This window comes from Kluyvera sp. NPDC087067, assembly GCF_044745165.1.
GTDB lineage: Bacteria > Pseudomonadota > Gammaproteobacteria > Enterobacterales > Enterobacteriaceae > Kluyvera.
This window is the reverse complement of the sequence record NZ_JBIUZS010000007.1, coordinates 96,894-109,992: the sequence shown is the minus strand read 5'-3', so window position 1 is coordinate 109,992 and position 13,099 is coordinate 96,894. Positions and strand designations below refer to the sequence as shown.

The 13,099-nt window shown below is 54.0% G+C and carries 13 protein-coding genes, 1 pseudogene and 1 other annotated feature; of the genes and pseudogenes, 3 read left to right on the top strand and 11 right to left on the bottom strand.

Translation table 11 applies throughout. The features are described from left to right. Positions 1-28 precede the first annotated feature (28 nt). The 7 genes and pseudogenes from ACIPDS_RS17610 to yjjY form a co-directional block, all read right to left on the bottom strand. Complete coding sequence (locus ACIPDS_RS17610) at positions 29-349, bottom strand: DUF2502 domain-containing protein (RefSeq protein WP_400738540.1); 321 nt, start codon at positions 347-349, stop codon at positions 29-31. 193 nt (positions 350-542) lie between these two features. Continuing rightward, positions 543-1,829, bottom strand: coding sequence for a threonine synthase (gene thrC, locus ACIPDS_RS17605; protein ID WP_400738537.1), 1,287 nt, complete (start codon positions 1,827-1,829; stop codon positions 543-545). A 3-nt stretch (positions 1,830-1,832) separates the two neighbouring features. After that, complete coding sequence (gene thrB, locus ACIPDS_RS17600; RefSeq protein ID WP_166516422.1) at positions 1,833-2,762, bottom strand: homoserine kinase; 930 nt, start codon at positions 2,760-2,762, stop codon at positions 1,833-1,835. Position 2,763: 1 nt separating this feature from the next. Continuing rightward, positions 2,764-5,226: a bifunctional aspartate kinase/homoserine dehydrogenase I gene (gene thrA / locus ACIPDS_RS17595; protein ID WP_400738535.1), complete on the bottom strand. Its 2,463-nt coding sequence runs from the start codon at positions 5,224-5,226 to the stop codon at positions 2,764-2,766. A gap of 25 nt (positions 5,227-5,251) precedes the next feature. Then, positions 5,252-5,369 (bottom strand) — a sequence feature (Thr leader region). Further along, the gene (gene thrL / locus ACIPDS_RS17590) at positions 5,308-5,376 is read right to left on the bottom strand and encodes a thr operon leader peptide (RefSeq protein ID WP_072129079.1); all 69 of its coding nucleotides are present in this window, start codon (positions 5,374-5,376) and stop codon (positions 5,308-5,310) included. Its footprint overlaps the feature before it by 62 nt. Before the next feature lie 210 nt (positions 5,377-5,586). Then, on the bottom strand, positions 5,587-6,273 hold the full coding sequence (locus tag ACIPDS_RS17585) for a tRNA/rRNA methyltransferase (RefSeq protein ID WP_400738533.1): 687 nt from the start codon (positions 6,271-6,273) through the stop codon (positions 5,587-5,589). Positions 6,274-6,673: 400 nt separating this feature from the next. Next, positions 6,674-6,815: pseudogene (gene yjjY, locus ACIPDS_RS17580) on the bottom strand (protein YjjY). Positions 6,816-6,911: 96 nt separating this feature from the next. On the opposite strand from yjjY, the gene arcA reads away from it, so the two are divergent. Continuing rightward, the gene (gene arcA / locus ACIPDS_RS17575; RefSeq protein WP_015966004.1) at positions 6,912-7,628 is read left to right on the top strand and encodes a two-component system response regulator ArcA; all 717 of its coding nucleotides are present in this window, start codon (positions 6,912-6,914) and stop codon (positions 7,626-7,628) included. Positions 7,629-7,666: 38 nt separating this feature from the next. On the opposite strand, the gene creA is transcribed toward arcA, so the two are convergent. After that, complete coding sequence (gene creA, locus ACIPDS_RS17570) at positions 7,667-8,158, bottom strand: protein CreA (protein WP_166516425.1); 492 nt, start codon at positions 8,156-8,158, stop codon at positions 7,667-7,669. A gap of 211 nt (positions 8,159-8,369) precedes the next feature. Here creA and robA point away from each other — a divergent pair, with 211 nt between their 5' ends. After that, complete coding sequence (gene robA / locus ACIPDS_RS17565; protein WP_166516426.1) at positions 8,370-9,239, top strand: MDR efflux pump AcrAB transcriptional activator RobA; 870 nt, start codon at positions 8,370-8,372, stop codon at positions 9,237-9,239. On the opposite strand, the gene gpmB is transcribed toward robA, so the two are convergent. Further along, positions 9,236-9,883 carry a 2,3-diphosphoglycerate-dependent phosphoglycerate mutase GpmB gene (gene gpmB, locus ACIPDS_RS17560; protein ID WP_400738528.1) on the bottom strand — a complete coding sequence of 216 codons (648 nt, stop codon included), beginning with the start codon at positions 9,881-9,883 and terminating at the stop codon, positions 9,236-9,238. The two genes, robA and gpmB, sit on opposite strands and share 4 nt — an antisense overlap. Positions 9,884-9,935: 52 nt before the next feature. On the opposite strand from gpmB, the gene yjjX reads away from it, so the two are divergent. After that, the gene (gene yjjX, locus ACIPDS_RS17555) at positions 9,936-10,454 is read left to right on the top strand and encodes an inosine/xanthosine triphosphatase (RefSeq protein WP_400738525.1); all 519 of its coding nucleotides are present in this window, start codon (positions 9,936-9,938) and stop codon (positions 10,452-10,454) included. A gap of 78 nt (positions 10,455-10,532) precedes the next feature. Here the strand turns inward: yjjX and trpR are convergent, their stop codons facing one another. After that, complete coding sequence (trpR, locus tag ACIPDS_RS17550) at positions 10,533-10,856, bottom strand: trp operon repressor (protein ID WP_166516429.1); 324 nt, start codon at positions 10,854-10,856, stop codon at positions 10,533-10,535. A gap of 63 nt (positions 10,857-10,919) precedes the next feature. Next, complete coding sequence (sltY, locus tag ACIPDS_RS17545) at positions 10,920-12,857, bottom strand: murein transglycosylase (RefSeq protein WP_400738521.1); 1,938 nt, start codon at positions 12,855-12,857, stop codon at positions 10,920-10,922. Positions 12,858-13,099 lie beyond the last annotated feature (242 nt).

The window sequence follows — 13,099 nt, the reverse complement described above, 5'->3', positions numbered from 1 at the left end:
GCACTGTGCCTGACCGGGCTACAGAGACTTAATGGTGGTTCGACGGCGGGCGGTGATCGTTACCATGACCATGATTATCATGATGGTCGTTATGATGCCCGTTGTGATGACCATTATCATGGTGCGGTGGTGGCGGTGGCGTATGGGCATGCCAGCGGTTATCCCGCCACTCATAGTGATTATTCCACCAGCTATGGTCACGCCAGTTTCCACCATCCCAGTAGTAACCCCGGTTATCCTGATCGCCAATCTGTAGCTTCACCGCCGGAATCAAGGTGATTTCTGCGGCCTGTACCATTACCGGAGCTGCCAGCATCATTGCCAGTGCTAACATCGCAGGTTTAAACATGGGTAACTCCTTGGTTGTGCATGTGCCAATATGGCCGATGAAGAGAGCTTATCGCGGTGGAACCCACGTTGTTATTCTCCGCAATCCTATATTGTAACTGCCCGCATTTATTGGGAATTCGTCCTTAATTCCTGTCGAATTTCTGCATAATCTCTCCTTATTTCCCCCTTCTTAAAAGGGGGAAATGAAGACATTACGCGTTGCCCATCATCAATTTGCGCAGTTCGGCATAGTCAGCCGGCAAATTATGCGACAACAACGGCAGCTCTGCGCGCTCAGCCAGCGCTTTCGGCAGCGGCAGCGTTTCTTGCAGGATCTCTTCCACGCTCTCTTTAAACTTCGCCGGGTGCGCGGTGCCGAGGAACAAGCCGTATTCTCCTGGCTGTAGCTGGTCACGCAGCGCGCGGTAAGCAATCGCCGCATGCGGTTCAGAGGTGTAGCCCAGCGCCTGCAACTCACGCATGGTTGCCTTAGTGGTTTCGTCATCTACAGCCGCATAGCCCAGCTCGTTCAGACGCCAGATTTTACGACGGAACAGCTCCTCTACACGCGGCCAGTTATTCGGCTGGCTCACGTCCATGGCATTGGAGAGCGTCGCCTGAGTGGCTTTTGGTGACCACTGACCGTCCTGCAAGAAGCGCGGTACGGTGTCGTTGGCATTAGTAGCGGCAATAAAGCGTTTCACCGGCAGCCCCAGCGATTTTGCCAGCAAGCCTGCGGTTAAATCACCAAAGTTACCGCTTGGCACGGACACCACCAGTTGATTACGGGCTTCCTGCGGCAGCTGCGCCACCGCTTCAAAGTAGTAGCAAATTTGCGCCAGCAGACGGCTGATATTGATGGAGTTCGCCGAGTTAAGCCCCAGCGCTACCTTCAGTTCTTCGTCGTCGAAAGCCTGCTTCACCATCGCCTGACAGGCATCAAAGTCGCCGTCGATAGCCACAGTTTCAATGTTACCGCCAAGGGTACAGAACAATTTTTCCTGTAGCGGACTGATTTTGCCGCGTGGATACAGAATCACCACTTTGACATTCGGCAAGCCGTAGAAAGCATGGGCCACCGCCGCACCGGTATCACCAGAAGTCGCGGTCAGAATAGTCACCGGCTTGTCGCCAGCAATCAGCGTCAACATCTGCGCCATAAAACGGCCGCCGAAGTCCTTAAACGCCAGGGTCGGGCCGTGGAATAGCTCCAGACAACCAATATCTTCCTGCACCTTATTCACCGGCGCCGGGAAGGTAAAAGCATTGGCAACACGTTGTTCCAGTTCGGCCTGTGGGATCTCATCGCCGATAAACGCAGAGAGAATTCTGGCGCTGCGGGTGACGAAATCCTGGGTCAGCAGGTCATCAATGTCGGTCAGGTTAAATTCCGGCAGGTCGTGCGGGAAGAACAGCCCCTGGTGCTTGCCCAGCCCTTGAGTGATGGCCTGCGCAAAGCTGACCTGTTCATTGTGATCTTTTAAATTGTAGAGTTTCATCAGTTATTCCACGACTCGTGCGCCAGCTGTATCCAGCCGACAAATATGAACAAAACCTTCTTGATTCTGAAGATAATTTTTTCCTAGCCAATCGGCAACGCGCTTCGCCGTATCCGGCTTGTCGCACAGCGCAAACAGCGTTGGCCCGGAACCCGATATCCCGCAGGCAATGGCGCCAATCCCGGCGACCGCCTGACGTGCTTCGCTAAAGCCCGGCAGCAACCTGGTGCGGTACGGCTCGGCAATCACGTCTTTCATCAATTTCGCCGCCAGCTGAGGTTGACGGGTGTAGCAAGCATGAATGAAGCCCGCCAGGTGCCGACCGTGGGCAATACAATCCTGACGGCGGTACTGCGCGGGCAAAATCGCCCTCGCCTCGGCCGTCGAGACTTTAATGCCCGGATAGGCCAGTACCCACAGCCACTCGTCGAAACATGGAACCTGCTGGCTGATGACGCCGTTCTCTTCAATCATCAGCTGCATTCCGCCCAGGTAGCACGGTGCGACGTTATCGTAGTGAACGCTGCCAGAGATACGTCCTTCGAGCTCTCCCATCAGCGCCAGCATTCGGGTTTCATTAAGCGGCTTACCGCAATGCTCGTTCATTGCCACCAGCGCAGCCACCACCGAACAGGCGCTGGAACCCAGCCCGGAGCCTATCGGCATATTTTTTTCCAGCGTCATTGCCACCGGGATCTCTTTGCCAATCTCGCGGCAGAATAGCTCCCAGCACTGATAAACGATGTTCTCACGCGGCTCAGTTGGCAACTTATCCGCAAAGCGTCCGAGGTTTTGCAGGCTGAAGCGGTCAGCTGCCTCAACCGTCACATTGTCGCCCAACAGACTGCCGTCGATCGGCGTCACAGCCGCCCCCAGGACATCAAACCCAACGCTCATATTGGCACTGGAAGCCGGGGCATACACCTTAACCATTTTAAACTCCTAACTTCCATGACAGCGTGCGCAACAGATCGGCAAATACGCCTGCCGCCGTCACATCGTTACCTGCGCCATAGCCGCGCAGTACCAGCGGCAAAGGCTGATAATAGTGGCTGTAGAACGCCAGGGCATTCTCACCATTTTTGACTTTGAATAGCGGGTCGTTACCGTCAACAACGGCAACCTTCACCCGGCAAACGCCATCTTCTTCGATATTGCCAACATAGCGCAGCACTTTGCCTTCATCACGTGCTTTTGCCACCCGAGCGGAAAATTCATCATCCAGCTGCGCTAAACGCGCCATAAAGCTCTCAGTATCGCCCGAGGCATCAAAGCTCTCCGGCAACACGGATTCCACCACAATATCGCTCAGTTCAAGATGGCGACCCGTTTCACGCGCCAGAATCAGCAGCTTACGTGCCACATCCATTCCCGACAGATCATCACGCGGGTCCGGCTCGGTATAGCCCATTTCACGCGCCACGCGAGTCGCTTCCGACAGGCTCATGCCCTCGTCGAGCTTGCCAAAGATAAACGACAGCGAACCGGAGAGAATGCCGGAGAAACGCTGCAATTCATCGCCCGCATTCAGCAGGTTTTGCAGGTTTTCGATAACCGGCAGACCTGCGCCAACGTTGGTGTCATACAGGAACTTGCGGCGCGACTGCCCGGCGGCATGGCGCAGCTGATGGTAGTAATCCATCGACGAGGTGTTGGCCTTTTTGTTCGGCGTCACCACGTGGAAACCTTCGCGCAGGAAATCGGCGTACTGGTCGGCAACGGTTTGATTCGACGTACAGTCAACAATCACCGGGTTCAGCAGGTGATACTCTTTAACCAGGCGGATTAAACGCCCCAGATTAAACGGCTCTTTCGCTTCGGCAAGCTCTGCCTGCCAGTTATCCAGATTCAGCCCATGCACGTTGGTCAGCAGCGCACGTGAGTTCGCCACGCCGCACACGCGCAGGTCGATATGCTTTTTCTTAAGCCAGGCCTGCTGACGTTTAATCTGCTCAAGCAATGCACCGCCGACGCCGCCGACGCCAATCAGGAACACTTCAATCACCTGGTCGGTATTGAACAGCATCTGGTGCGTAACGCGCACACCGGTCACCGCATCATCGTTGCTTACCACCACCGAGATTGAGCGCTCAGAAGACCCCTGAGCAATCGCCACGATATTGATATTCGCGCGGGCCAGCGCGGCAAAGAATTTCGCAGAAATGCCGCGCAGCGTGCGCATCCCATCGCCGACAACGGAGATAATCGCCAGGCGCTCCATGATGGACAGCGGCTCCAGCAACTCTTCTTTTAGCTCCAGATAGAACTCATCTTCCATGGCCTTTTTCGCCCGCGCACAGTCGCTCTGCGGCACGCAGAAACTGATGCTGTACTCGGACGAGGATTGCGTTATCAGCACCACGGAGATGCCCGCGCGCGACATGGTCGCAAAGACCCGCGCCGCCATGCCGACCATGCCCTTCATCCCCGGGCCGGAGACGTTGAACATCGCCATATTATTGAGGTTAGAAATGCCTTTCACCGGCAAATCATCTTCGTCGCGGCTGGCGCCAATCAGCGTACCCGGCGCTTGCGGATTACCGGTATTTTTAATCAGGCAAGGGATCTGGAACTGTGCGATAGGGGCGATGGTGCGTGGATGAAGAACTTTTGCGCCGAAATAAGAAAGCTCCATCGCCTCCTGATACGACATGCTTTTCAGCAGTCGGGCGTCCGGCACCTGACGCGGGTCGCAGGTATAAACCCCGTCGACATCGGTCCAGATCTCACAACAGTCGGCGCGTAAACAGGCCGCCAGCACGGCAGCGGAGTAGTCAGAGCCGTTACGGCCCAGCACCACCAATTCGCCCTTTTCATTGCCCGCGGTGAAGCCCGCCATTAGTACCATATGGTCTGATGGGATCTGGCTTGCCACGATACGACGCGTTGATTCGGTAATATCGACGGTGGATTCAAGATAATGTCCAACGGCCAGCAGCTTCTCAACGGGATTAATGACCGTGACGTTGTGTCCACGCGCGCTAAGCAGCCCCGCCATGATAGCGATGGAGAGTTTTTCTCCCCGGCAGATAAGGCCCGCGTTAACGCTGTCCGGGCACTGACCCAACAGGCTGATGCCATGCAGGATGTGCTTTATCTGCGCAAACTCAAGTTCTACGGTGAGCTTCAGATCGGCCAGCGGGAAGCCTGGCTGAGCATCGGCAAGCCCGGCGAGTAATTCCGCAAAGATACGTTCGGCGTCGGCGATGTTGGTTAGCGCATCCTGGCCACCAATCGTTTTTTCAATCATCGCCACCAGATGGTTGGTGATTTTTGCCGGGGCAGAGAGCACGGTTGCTACCTGCCCCTGCCTGGCGTTGCTTTCCAGGATATCGGCTACGCGCAGAAACCTTTCCGCGTTTGCCACTGATGTACCGCCGAACTTCAAGACTCGCATGGTTTTGACCCCTTGACCTTTAGTCGAAAAAAAAGCCCGCACTGTTTAGGTGCGGGCTTTTTCCTGTGTTTCCTGTACGCGTCAGCCCGCACCGTTACCTGTGGTAATAGTGGTGGTTGTAATTGTCATAATGCTGCTGATGCGAATCATGGATGTTGTGTACTCTGTTGTTTTACTGTCTGTGCCTGATACCCCTATTGGTTAAAGTATCCGGCCTGCTAAGTCAATGAATTTCTAACTTCGTCACGTTTCGCAACCGTTGCACATCAACCCACTCAATCGCCGACATACCGCCACAATAGCCATAAGTTAAGCAAAACTGCGGGGCATAACACCATACGTAAACACGATGACAGAGTTTTACTCTGGGAGATTTTTTTCAATATCGTGCAGCAATCGGTGCAACATTGCCGTATCGCGATGCTCAAATAGGCCAATACGTTGTTGCAGCCAATCAGCCAGTTTTACATCTCCGGCGACATCCAGTCTTTCGAGTAAGGTCGTGATACGTGCCCGTAACGCAATCAGCTGATTTTCGTCACCTGGCGTTATCTGTGCGTTCGCCGTTTGTAATAACGAGGAGAGTTGATAGCAATAAACCATCACCGCCTGGCCAAGGTTTAGCGATGGATAATCGGCGACCATTGGCACCCCGGTGAGAACGTCCGCTAATGCCAACTCTTCATTGGTTAGCCCGGAATCTTCACGGCCAAACACCAAAGCCGCATGACCTAACCACTGCGCTTTTTCCTCAAGCATGGGCACCAGTTCCTGCGGCGTGGCGTAGTAATGGAAGCGAGCACGGCTTCGCGCGGTGGTTGCCACGGTAAAATCAACGTCGTGTAGCGCCGCTTCCAGCGTCGGGTAACAGGTAATTCCATCGATGATATCGCCAGAACCGTGCGCAACCCAGCGGGTCGCGGGCTCCAGGTGCGCAACGCTATCCACGATCCGCATGTCGTTAAAGCCCATGGTTTTCATCGCCCGGGCAGCCGCGCCGATATTTTCGGCTCTTGCTGGGGAAACCAGCACAATAGATAAGCGCATTTTAAGTTCTCTTACTTGCTTGTTATCAGGCAATAATGTGATGCAGTTCAACATATTGCGCAGCGCGAATTTACAAAAACGCAACAAAAATCAATGAAATGGCGTTTCATAACATATAAATAAAGTTACACTATTCCCGCTGAAATTATCAGTTTTGAATGTTAACAGAAGGCCGATATCCCTATGTTTATACGAACTATTTTCATTACCATAGATCAATAACAATTGGATTCACCACATTTATCAGTTAACCTGTGCAACTACTTGAGTTGTGGAAAAAATGTGATAGGCGTTATCATTCAGGCGTGATAATTTCACCAAACTGTTAACGTGCTACAATTGAACTTGATATATGTCAACGAAGCGTAGGTTTATTGGCGGTCTGGTGCCTCTTTACCTGTTATGTTGCTGTTAAAATGGTTAGGATGACAACCGTTTTTGACACTGTCGGGTCCTGAGGGAAGAGTACCCACGACCAAGCTAATGATGTTGTTGACGTTGATGGAAAGTGCATCAAGAACGCAATTACGTACTTTAGTCATGTTACGCCGATCATGTTAATTTTCGACATGCATCAGGCAGGTCAGGGACTATTGGTACTTCCTGTTTCGATTTAGTTGGCAATTTAGGTAGCAAACATGCAGACCCCGCACATTCTTATCGTTGAAGACGAGTTGGTAACACGCAACACGTTAAAAAGTATTTTCGAAGCAGAAGGCTACGATGTTTTCGAAGCGACCGATGGCGCGGAAATGCATCAGATCCTGTCTGAAAATGATATCAACCTGGTGATCATGGATATCAACCTGCCGGGGAAAAACGGCCTTCTGCTGGCGCGCGAACTGCGTGAACAAGCGAATGTCGCCCTGATGTTCCTGACCGGCCGCGACAATGAAGTCGACAAGATCCTCGGTCTGGAAATCGGTGCAGATGATTACATCACTAAACCGTTTAACCCACGCGAACTGACTATCCGTGCGCGTAACCTGCTGTCTCGTACCATGAATCTGGGTACCGTCAGCGAAGAACGTCGTAGCGTTGAAAGCTACAAGTTCAACGGTTGGGAGCTGGATATCAACAGCCGCTCTCTGGTGAGCCCTAACGGTGAACAGTACAAGCTGCCGCGTAGCGAATTCCGCGCGATGCTGCACTTCTGTGAAAACCCGGGCAAAATTCAGTCTCGCGCTGAACTGCTGAAGAAAATGACTGGCCGTGAGCTTAAGCCACACGACCGCACGGTTGACGTGACCATCCGTCGCATCCGTAAACATTTCGAGTCTACGCCGGATACCCCGGAAATCATCGCCACGATCCACGGCGAAGGTTACCGCTTCTGCGGCGAGCTGCAGGAATAGAAACTAAAAACGGCGCTGATAGCGCCGTTTTTTTTGCCTTATTTAGCAGAACCCGCCTCTTCTCCCCACGGCATAATCGGCACGGCGCTAATGGCGTTTTTCGGTGAACCGTCGACGACCTTGTCGGAATAGGTGAGATACACCAGCGCATTTCGCTTGGCATCATAAAAGCGCACTACCTGCAGCTTTTTAAACACCAGCGATGTCCGTTTCTGGAATACCACCTCGCCTTCAGACTTCCCTTTCTTAATTTTATCCGAAAGTTCGATTGCGCCAACCTGCTGGCAGGAAATTGCTGCATCCGAGGTGTCTTCCGCTAACCCCAGACCGCCCTTAATGCCGCCGGTTTTGGCGCGGCTGATGTAGCAGGTCACGTTTTTCACATCCGGGTCATCAAAAGCTTCCACGACAATTTTGTGGTCGGGGCCAAACATTTTGAAAACCGTATCAACAGAACCAATCTGCTCTGCATGTACAGCCAGGCTTGTGGCACCCAGCAACAGGCCAGCCATTAACTTCTTGTATTTCATATTGTTACCATTTTCATCGATTAAGTGAAGTGACCATAAAGCATCCGAGAAGAAAGTGTTTACAGATCACAGCTTTACAAAAATCAGCGCTCTGTCTAATGCTTAAACGCATTTATACATAAAAAAAACACTGAATGCTAAAACAGCAAAAGGTGCTATTATCCGCTACTTTGGTAACAGGCACCTAAGAAATTAAGGATGAGGGCATTTTATGGATCAGGCTGGAATTATTCGCGATCTCCTCGTTTGGCTGGAAAGCCATTTAGATCAGCCTTTATCGCTGGATAATGTGGCGGCAAAAGCGGGTTATTCCAAATGGCACCTGCAACGTATGTTCAAGGACGTTACCGGTCATGCGATCGGCGCTTACATCCGTGCACGTCGTCTGTCTAAATCGGCCGTTGCATTGCGCCTGACCGCACGCCCTATCCTCGATATCGCCCTGCAATACCGTTTTGACTCTCAGCAGACCTTTACCCGCGCGTTCAAAAAACAGTTCTCGCTGACGCCTGCCCTGTACCGCCGTTCTCCTGACTGGAGTTCATTTGGTATGCGTCCGCCGCTGCGCCTGGGTGAGTTCACCATGCCGAAATATGAGTTTGTGACTCAGCCAACCACTCAGCTGGTGGGCGTCACCCAAAGCTACACCTGCAAGCTGGAAGAAATTTCCGAATTCCGTCAGCAGATGCGCGTCCAGTTCTGGACCGACTTCCTCGGTAACTCACCGTCTCTTCCCCCTATTCTTTACGGGCTGCATGAACCACGTCCAAGCCTGGAAAAAGACGATGAGCAAGAGGTGTTCTACACCACGGCACTCGCACCCGAGTTGGCCAATGGTCATATCAACAACGCCCATCCGGTAACGCTGGAAGGCGGCGAATACGTGATGTTTACCTACGAAGGTCTGGGTACCGGCTTGCAGGAGTTTATCCTGACGCTGTACGGCACCTGCATGCCAATGCTCAACCTGACTCGCCGTAAGGGTCTCGATATCGAGCGCTTCTTCCCGCAAGATGAAGCCCGGAACCAGGAACCGCCAATTATGCTGCGCTGCGAGTACCTGATCCCGATTCGTCGTTAACGCTGTAGCTCATCCAGTGCAGGGGCATCCAGATGCGAAATGTCCCCTGCCGTTTCCACGATCCATCCCGGCGCAAGCCACTGGCTTTCCTGATAGTCCACCCGCGAGATTGAGCAGTTACGCAGTCGCAGACGACGCTCCGCGTGTGCCGGTAGCCCCAGAATGGTGCTCACCAGACACCCCAGCGCGATACCGTGGCTGACCAGCAGCGGGCGGCTACCCGGCGGCAGATCAAGGCAAGCGCTCAGCCCCGCAAACATACGCTCACTGAGCTCCTGCATTGACTCGCCTTCAGGAATACGCCCATCTGGCGTACCGTTCACCACCAGCCGACGCCACGTTTCTTCCTCGGCGCTCAGCGAGTCAAGATGGCGCTGCTCCAGCACGCCCATATCCAGCTCGCGCAGGCGGGCATCCAGCGTGACGCCACAGCCACAGGCATCGGCAATAATCTCGGCGGTGCGGCGCGTACGCCCCAGGTCGCTGGCAATAACATGGGTGATGCCGTAGGTGCGCACCCGCTCACCTACCTGCATCGCCTGGGCTTCACCTTTAGCCGTCAGAGGGCTATCGGACTGGCCTTGAATACGCCGTTCGGCGTTCCACTGCGTTTCGCCATGGCGAACAAGATATACCTGTAACATGTTTTTTATCCGTTATACTGCGGTGACAATTTATTATCTGAGTGTGTAGATTATGCATCAAGTTGTGGTTGCTACCACCAATCCTGCCAAAATTCAGGCGATTCTTGCCGCATTTGACCAGATTTTTGGTGAAGGATCCTGTCATATCGACGCCATTTCCGTGGATACCGGCGTGCCAGAGCAGCCTTTTGGCAGCCCCCAAACCCGTGCCGGTGCGCGCAACCGAGTGGCCAACGCTCGCAAGGCGCGCCCAGATGCCGATTTTTGGGTAGCCATTGAGGCGGGAATTGATGAAGGGGCAACCTTCAGTTGGGTGGTGATTGAAAACCGCGAGCAGTGTGGGGAGTCGCGTTCTGCCACGCTACCGTTGCCTGACATCATTCTTGAACAGGTGGCCGCGGGAGACGCGCTAGGGCCAGTCATGTCGAAACACACCGGCATTGATAAAATTGGCAACAAAGAAGGGGCGATTGGCGTCTTTACCGCCGGTGTCCTCACGCGCAGCAGCGTTTACCATCAGGCTGTAGTGCTGGCGCTGAGTCCTTTTCACAACGCGCTGTATCGCCAGTAGGCCTGATAAGGCGAAGCCGCCATCAGGCAACCCTACGCACAGATGCCGGATGGCGGCTTCGCCTTATCCGGCCTACGGTTAGGTTTTGGGTAATGTCTCTTCCAGCCACTGGCGAAGTTCAACCGGCGCCGACTTCAGGCTGTTCGATCCGCGGGTGATCGTCGCGATCCCCGCGCCAAGCTCGTTTTTCAATTCTCGTTGACTCATCTCGCCGCGCAGAAGTTCTTCAATAATGCGCACGCGCGTGCCCAGCGCCTCACGCTCATCCGGCGTCATGATGAGGTTAAGCAGCGGTAACGCGAGATCATCACTGTACGCCCTACGCAGAAGCTCCACATAGCGAAGCCACTCCTGGTGACGCTGCTCAGCCACCGTGGCGGAATAAGGGGATTGTTGGGTCATGACAGGCCACCATGTTATGCATGTACTCTTAAACGAGTACAAGCATAACACAGGTCTTACGCATCAGTAACGTCGTTGCCACTCATTGCGGGTCAGTACGTCCTCTTTCTCGCCCATAAAGTGGCGATAATAGGCGTCGTAGGCCAACACGTTTTTCACATAACCGCGAGTTTCGGAGAACGGGATGCTCTCAATAAACGCCACGGCATCAATGCGCCCAGCGCTATTGCCAAGCCAGGTACGCACGCGCCCGGGCCCTGCGTTGTAGGCGGCGGAGGCAAAGATACGGTTATTTTCAAACTGCTGATAGACATATTGCAGATAGCTTGTGCCGATAGCGATATTGGTTTCCGGCTCCAACAGCTGCGCCGGATTAGTGTAGCCCGGCAGGCTAAACATTTTTACCGTATGCGTCGCCGTGCCCGGCATTATCTGCATCAGCCCGCTGGCGCCGACCGGTGATTTCACCTTCGGATTCCAGGCGCTCTCCTGGCGGGCAATCGCCATCGCATAGCTTTGCGGTATGTCTTTGTCGGAGGTGTAGCGGACAAACAGATCCTTATACGCCAGCGGGAAGCGCTCTTGCAGGTTGTCCCAAAGCTTACCGGAGATAGTCGCCTGCACGCTGAGATCCCACCAGTTCTGATCAAAGGCATAACGCGCGAGCTGCGCCTGCTCCGTTTGGCTGCGGCTGCTAACCAGATTCGCCCACTCGCTGCGCGCGGTATTATCCTGATTCCAGTACATTAATTCACGCACGCGCGCCATCTCCGCCCCGTTGGTTAGCGTCGATGACACTCCGCCCGGCGCTTTGTCTATACGTAGCGTATAAGGTTTATCCAGGCGCTGAGCGGCCACCATCGGGTAAAAACCGCGCTGCTGCGCCAGCGCCTGCCAAATGCCTCGCGCTTCATCGGCGCGGCCCTGCTCCATCAGCAGGTCTGCCTGCCAATAGCGCCATTCGTCTTTCTCTTTGGCTTCCATCGGCAAGCGGGCAAGCCACGTATTCAGCCCTTCACGATCGCCGTTGCCCAACGCCATACGCACCCGGCGCTCAATCAAAGAGGTCGACTGCGAGCGCATGACCGCGTCATCACGCCAGCGCATTTGCTCGTCGGTAACATCGTTGCCCATCAAACGCCAGGCCACGATATCGCGCAGTTCCTGCGTTTGTTCTTCATTTAGCTGCTGCGCTTGTACCAATGACGGGATCATCAAACGCGCATTTTCCGCATCCTGTCGAGCCACGCTGCTAAACGCGATAGCTGCAAGCTGGCGGGTAAAATCTGTCGCGCCAGTGGTACGGGCAAAGGTCAGCACGTTATTTGGGTTATTTGCCAGATCGGTAATCGCCGTGGCTATCGTCTGATATTCCGCCGGCATCTGTGAGGCCAGTACCTTCACAAGCCCCGTGTTACCTGCTTTCATCACCAGGCGGATGCGTTCTAAATAGGCGAGTGGATCCTGTGTGCCTGAAGCGCGCCAGGCGCTAAACAGCTTATCGCAGGCATTCGGCCGGTTCTGCCCAGTCAGCCACAGCGTTTTGGCCCCTTCCCATGCCCCCTGCGTATCGCCAACGCTATATTTGGCGTAGTAGTAGTTACATTGTGCTTCCGCCGTACCCGGTTTATCAGGACTAAAGGCCAACAGGCCACGCCAGTCTTCACGGCGCGCCAGTTCATTGACGAAGCGATTTTTTAACGTCCTGGCGGGTGGCAGCGTGGGATTCGCCTGCACAAAATTGGTTACCGCAAGCGCTGGGGTATTCATCAGATCGCCTGAAAGCTGGCGGTATTGCAGGTACGGGTACAGCGGATAATCGCGCAGGGTCGGCATTAAGCTCTCAACCACATCCATCTGGCGGTTATCCCAGGCCTGTTTGATTTGGGCGTAACGGCTACGCTGCTGGTCCAGCGAATCCGCGTGGGCCGCGCTGCTGACGGTCAACAGGCAAGCACCTGCTGCCAGCAGACGCCACGTATAATGTTTGGCTGTATCCACAAGCTCTTCCTCGTTGTCGCGTTACGTCAGTGCAGCGTCATGCCGCGTTAATCAATTGATGCTAACCACTGATGCCAAAATGTTCCACGTTATGAACACTTTTTTACGTTTTAGCGGTGGTGTTAAACACCTGTGTTTGCATGCTGGGATTGGGCGTTGAAAACAGCTACACTTCGCCTTTGATATACTCTATTCATCACCTACCCTAAATAATTCGAGTTGCAGGAAGGCGGCAAGGGAGT

Coding starts and splice junctions, on each gene's coding strand:
- ACIPDS_RS17610 (WP_400738540.1), bottom strand. CDS start 349: ATGTTTAAACCTGCGATGTTAGCACTGGCAATGATGCTGGCAGCTCCG.
- thrC (WP_400738537.1), bottom strand. CDS start 1,829: ATGAAACTCTACAATTTAAAAGATCACAATGAACAGGTCAGCTTTGCG.
- thrB (WP_166516422.1), bottom strand. CDS start 2,762: ATGGTTAAGGTGTATGCCCCGGCTTCCAGTGCCAATATGAGCGTTGGG.
- thrA (WP_400738535.1), bottom strand. CDS start 5,226: ATGCGAGTCTTGAAGTTCGGCGGTACATCAGTGGCAAACGCGGAAAGG.
- ACIPDS_RS17585 (WP_400738533.1), bottom strand. CDS start 6,273: ATGCGCTTATCTATTGTGCTGGTTTCCCCAGCAAGAGCCGAAAATATC.
- arcA (WP_015966004.1), top strand. CDS start 6,912: ATGCAGACCCCGCACATTCTTATCGTTGAAGACGAGTTGGTAACACGC.
- creA (WP_166516425.1), bottom strand. CDS start 8,158: ATGAAATACAAGAAGTTAATGGCTGGCCTGTTGCTGGGTGCCACAAGC.
- robA (WP_166516426.1), top strand. CDS start 8,370: ATGGATCAGGCTGGAATTATTCGCGATCTCCTCGTTTGGCTGGAAAGC.
- gpmB (WP_400738528.1), bottom strand. CDS start 9,883: ATGTTACAGGTATATCTTGTTCGCCATGGCGAAACGCAGTGGAACGCC.
- yjjX (WP_400738525.1), top strand. CDS start 9,936: ATGCATCAAGTTGTGGTTGCTACCACCAATCCTGCCAAAATTCAGGCG.
- trpR (WP_166516429.1), bottom strand. CDS start 10,856: ATGACCCAACAATCCCCTTATTCCGCCACGGTGGCTGAGCAGCGTCAC.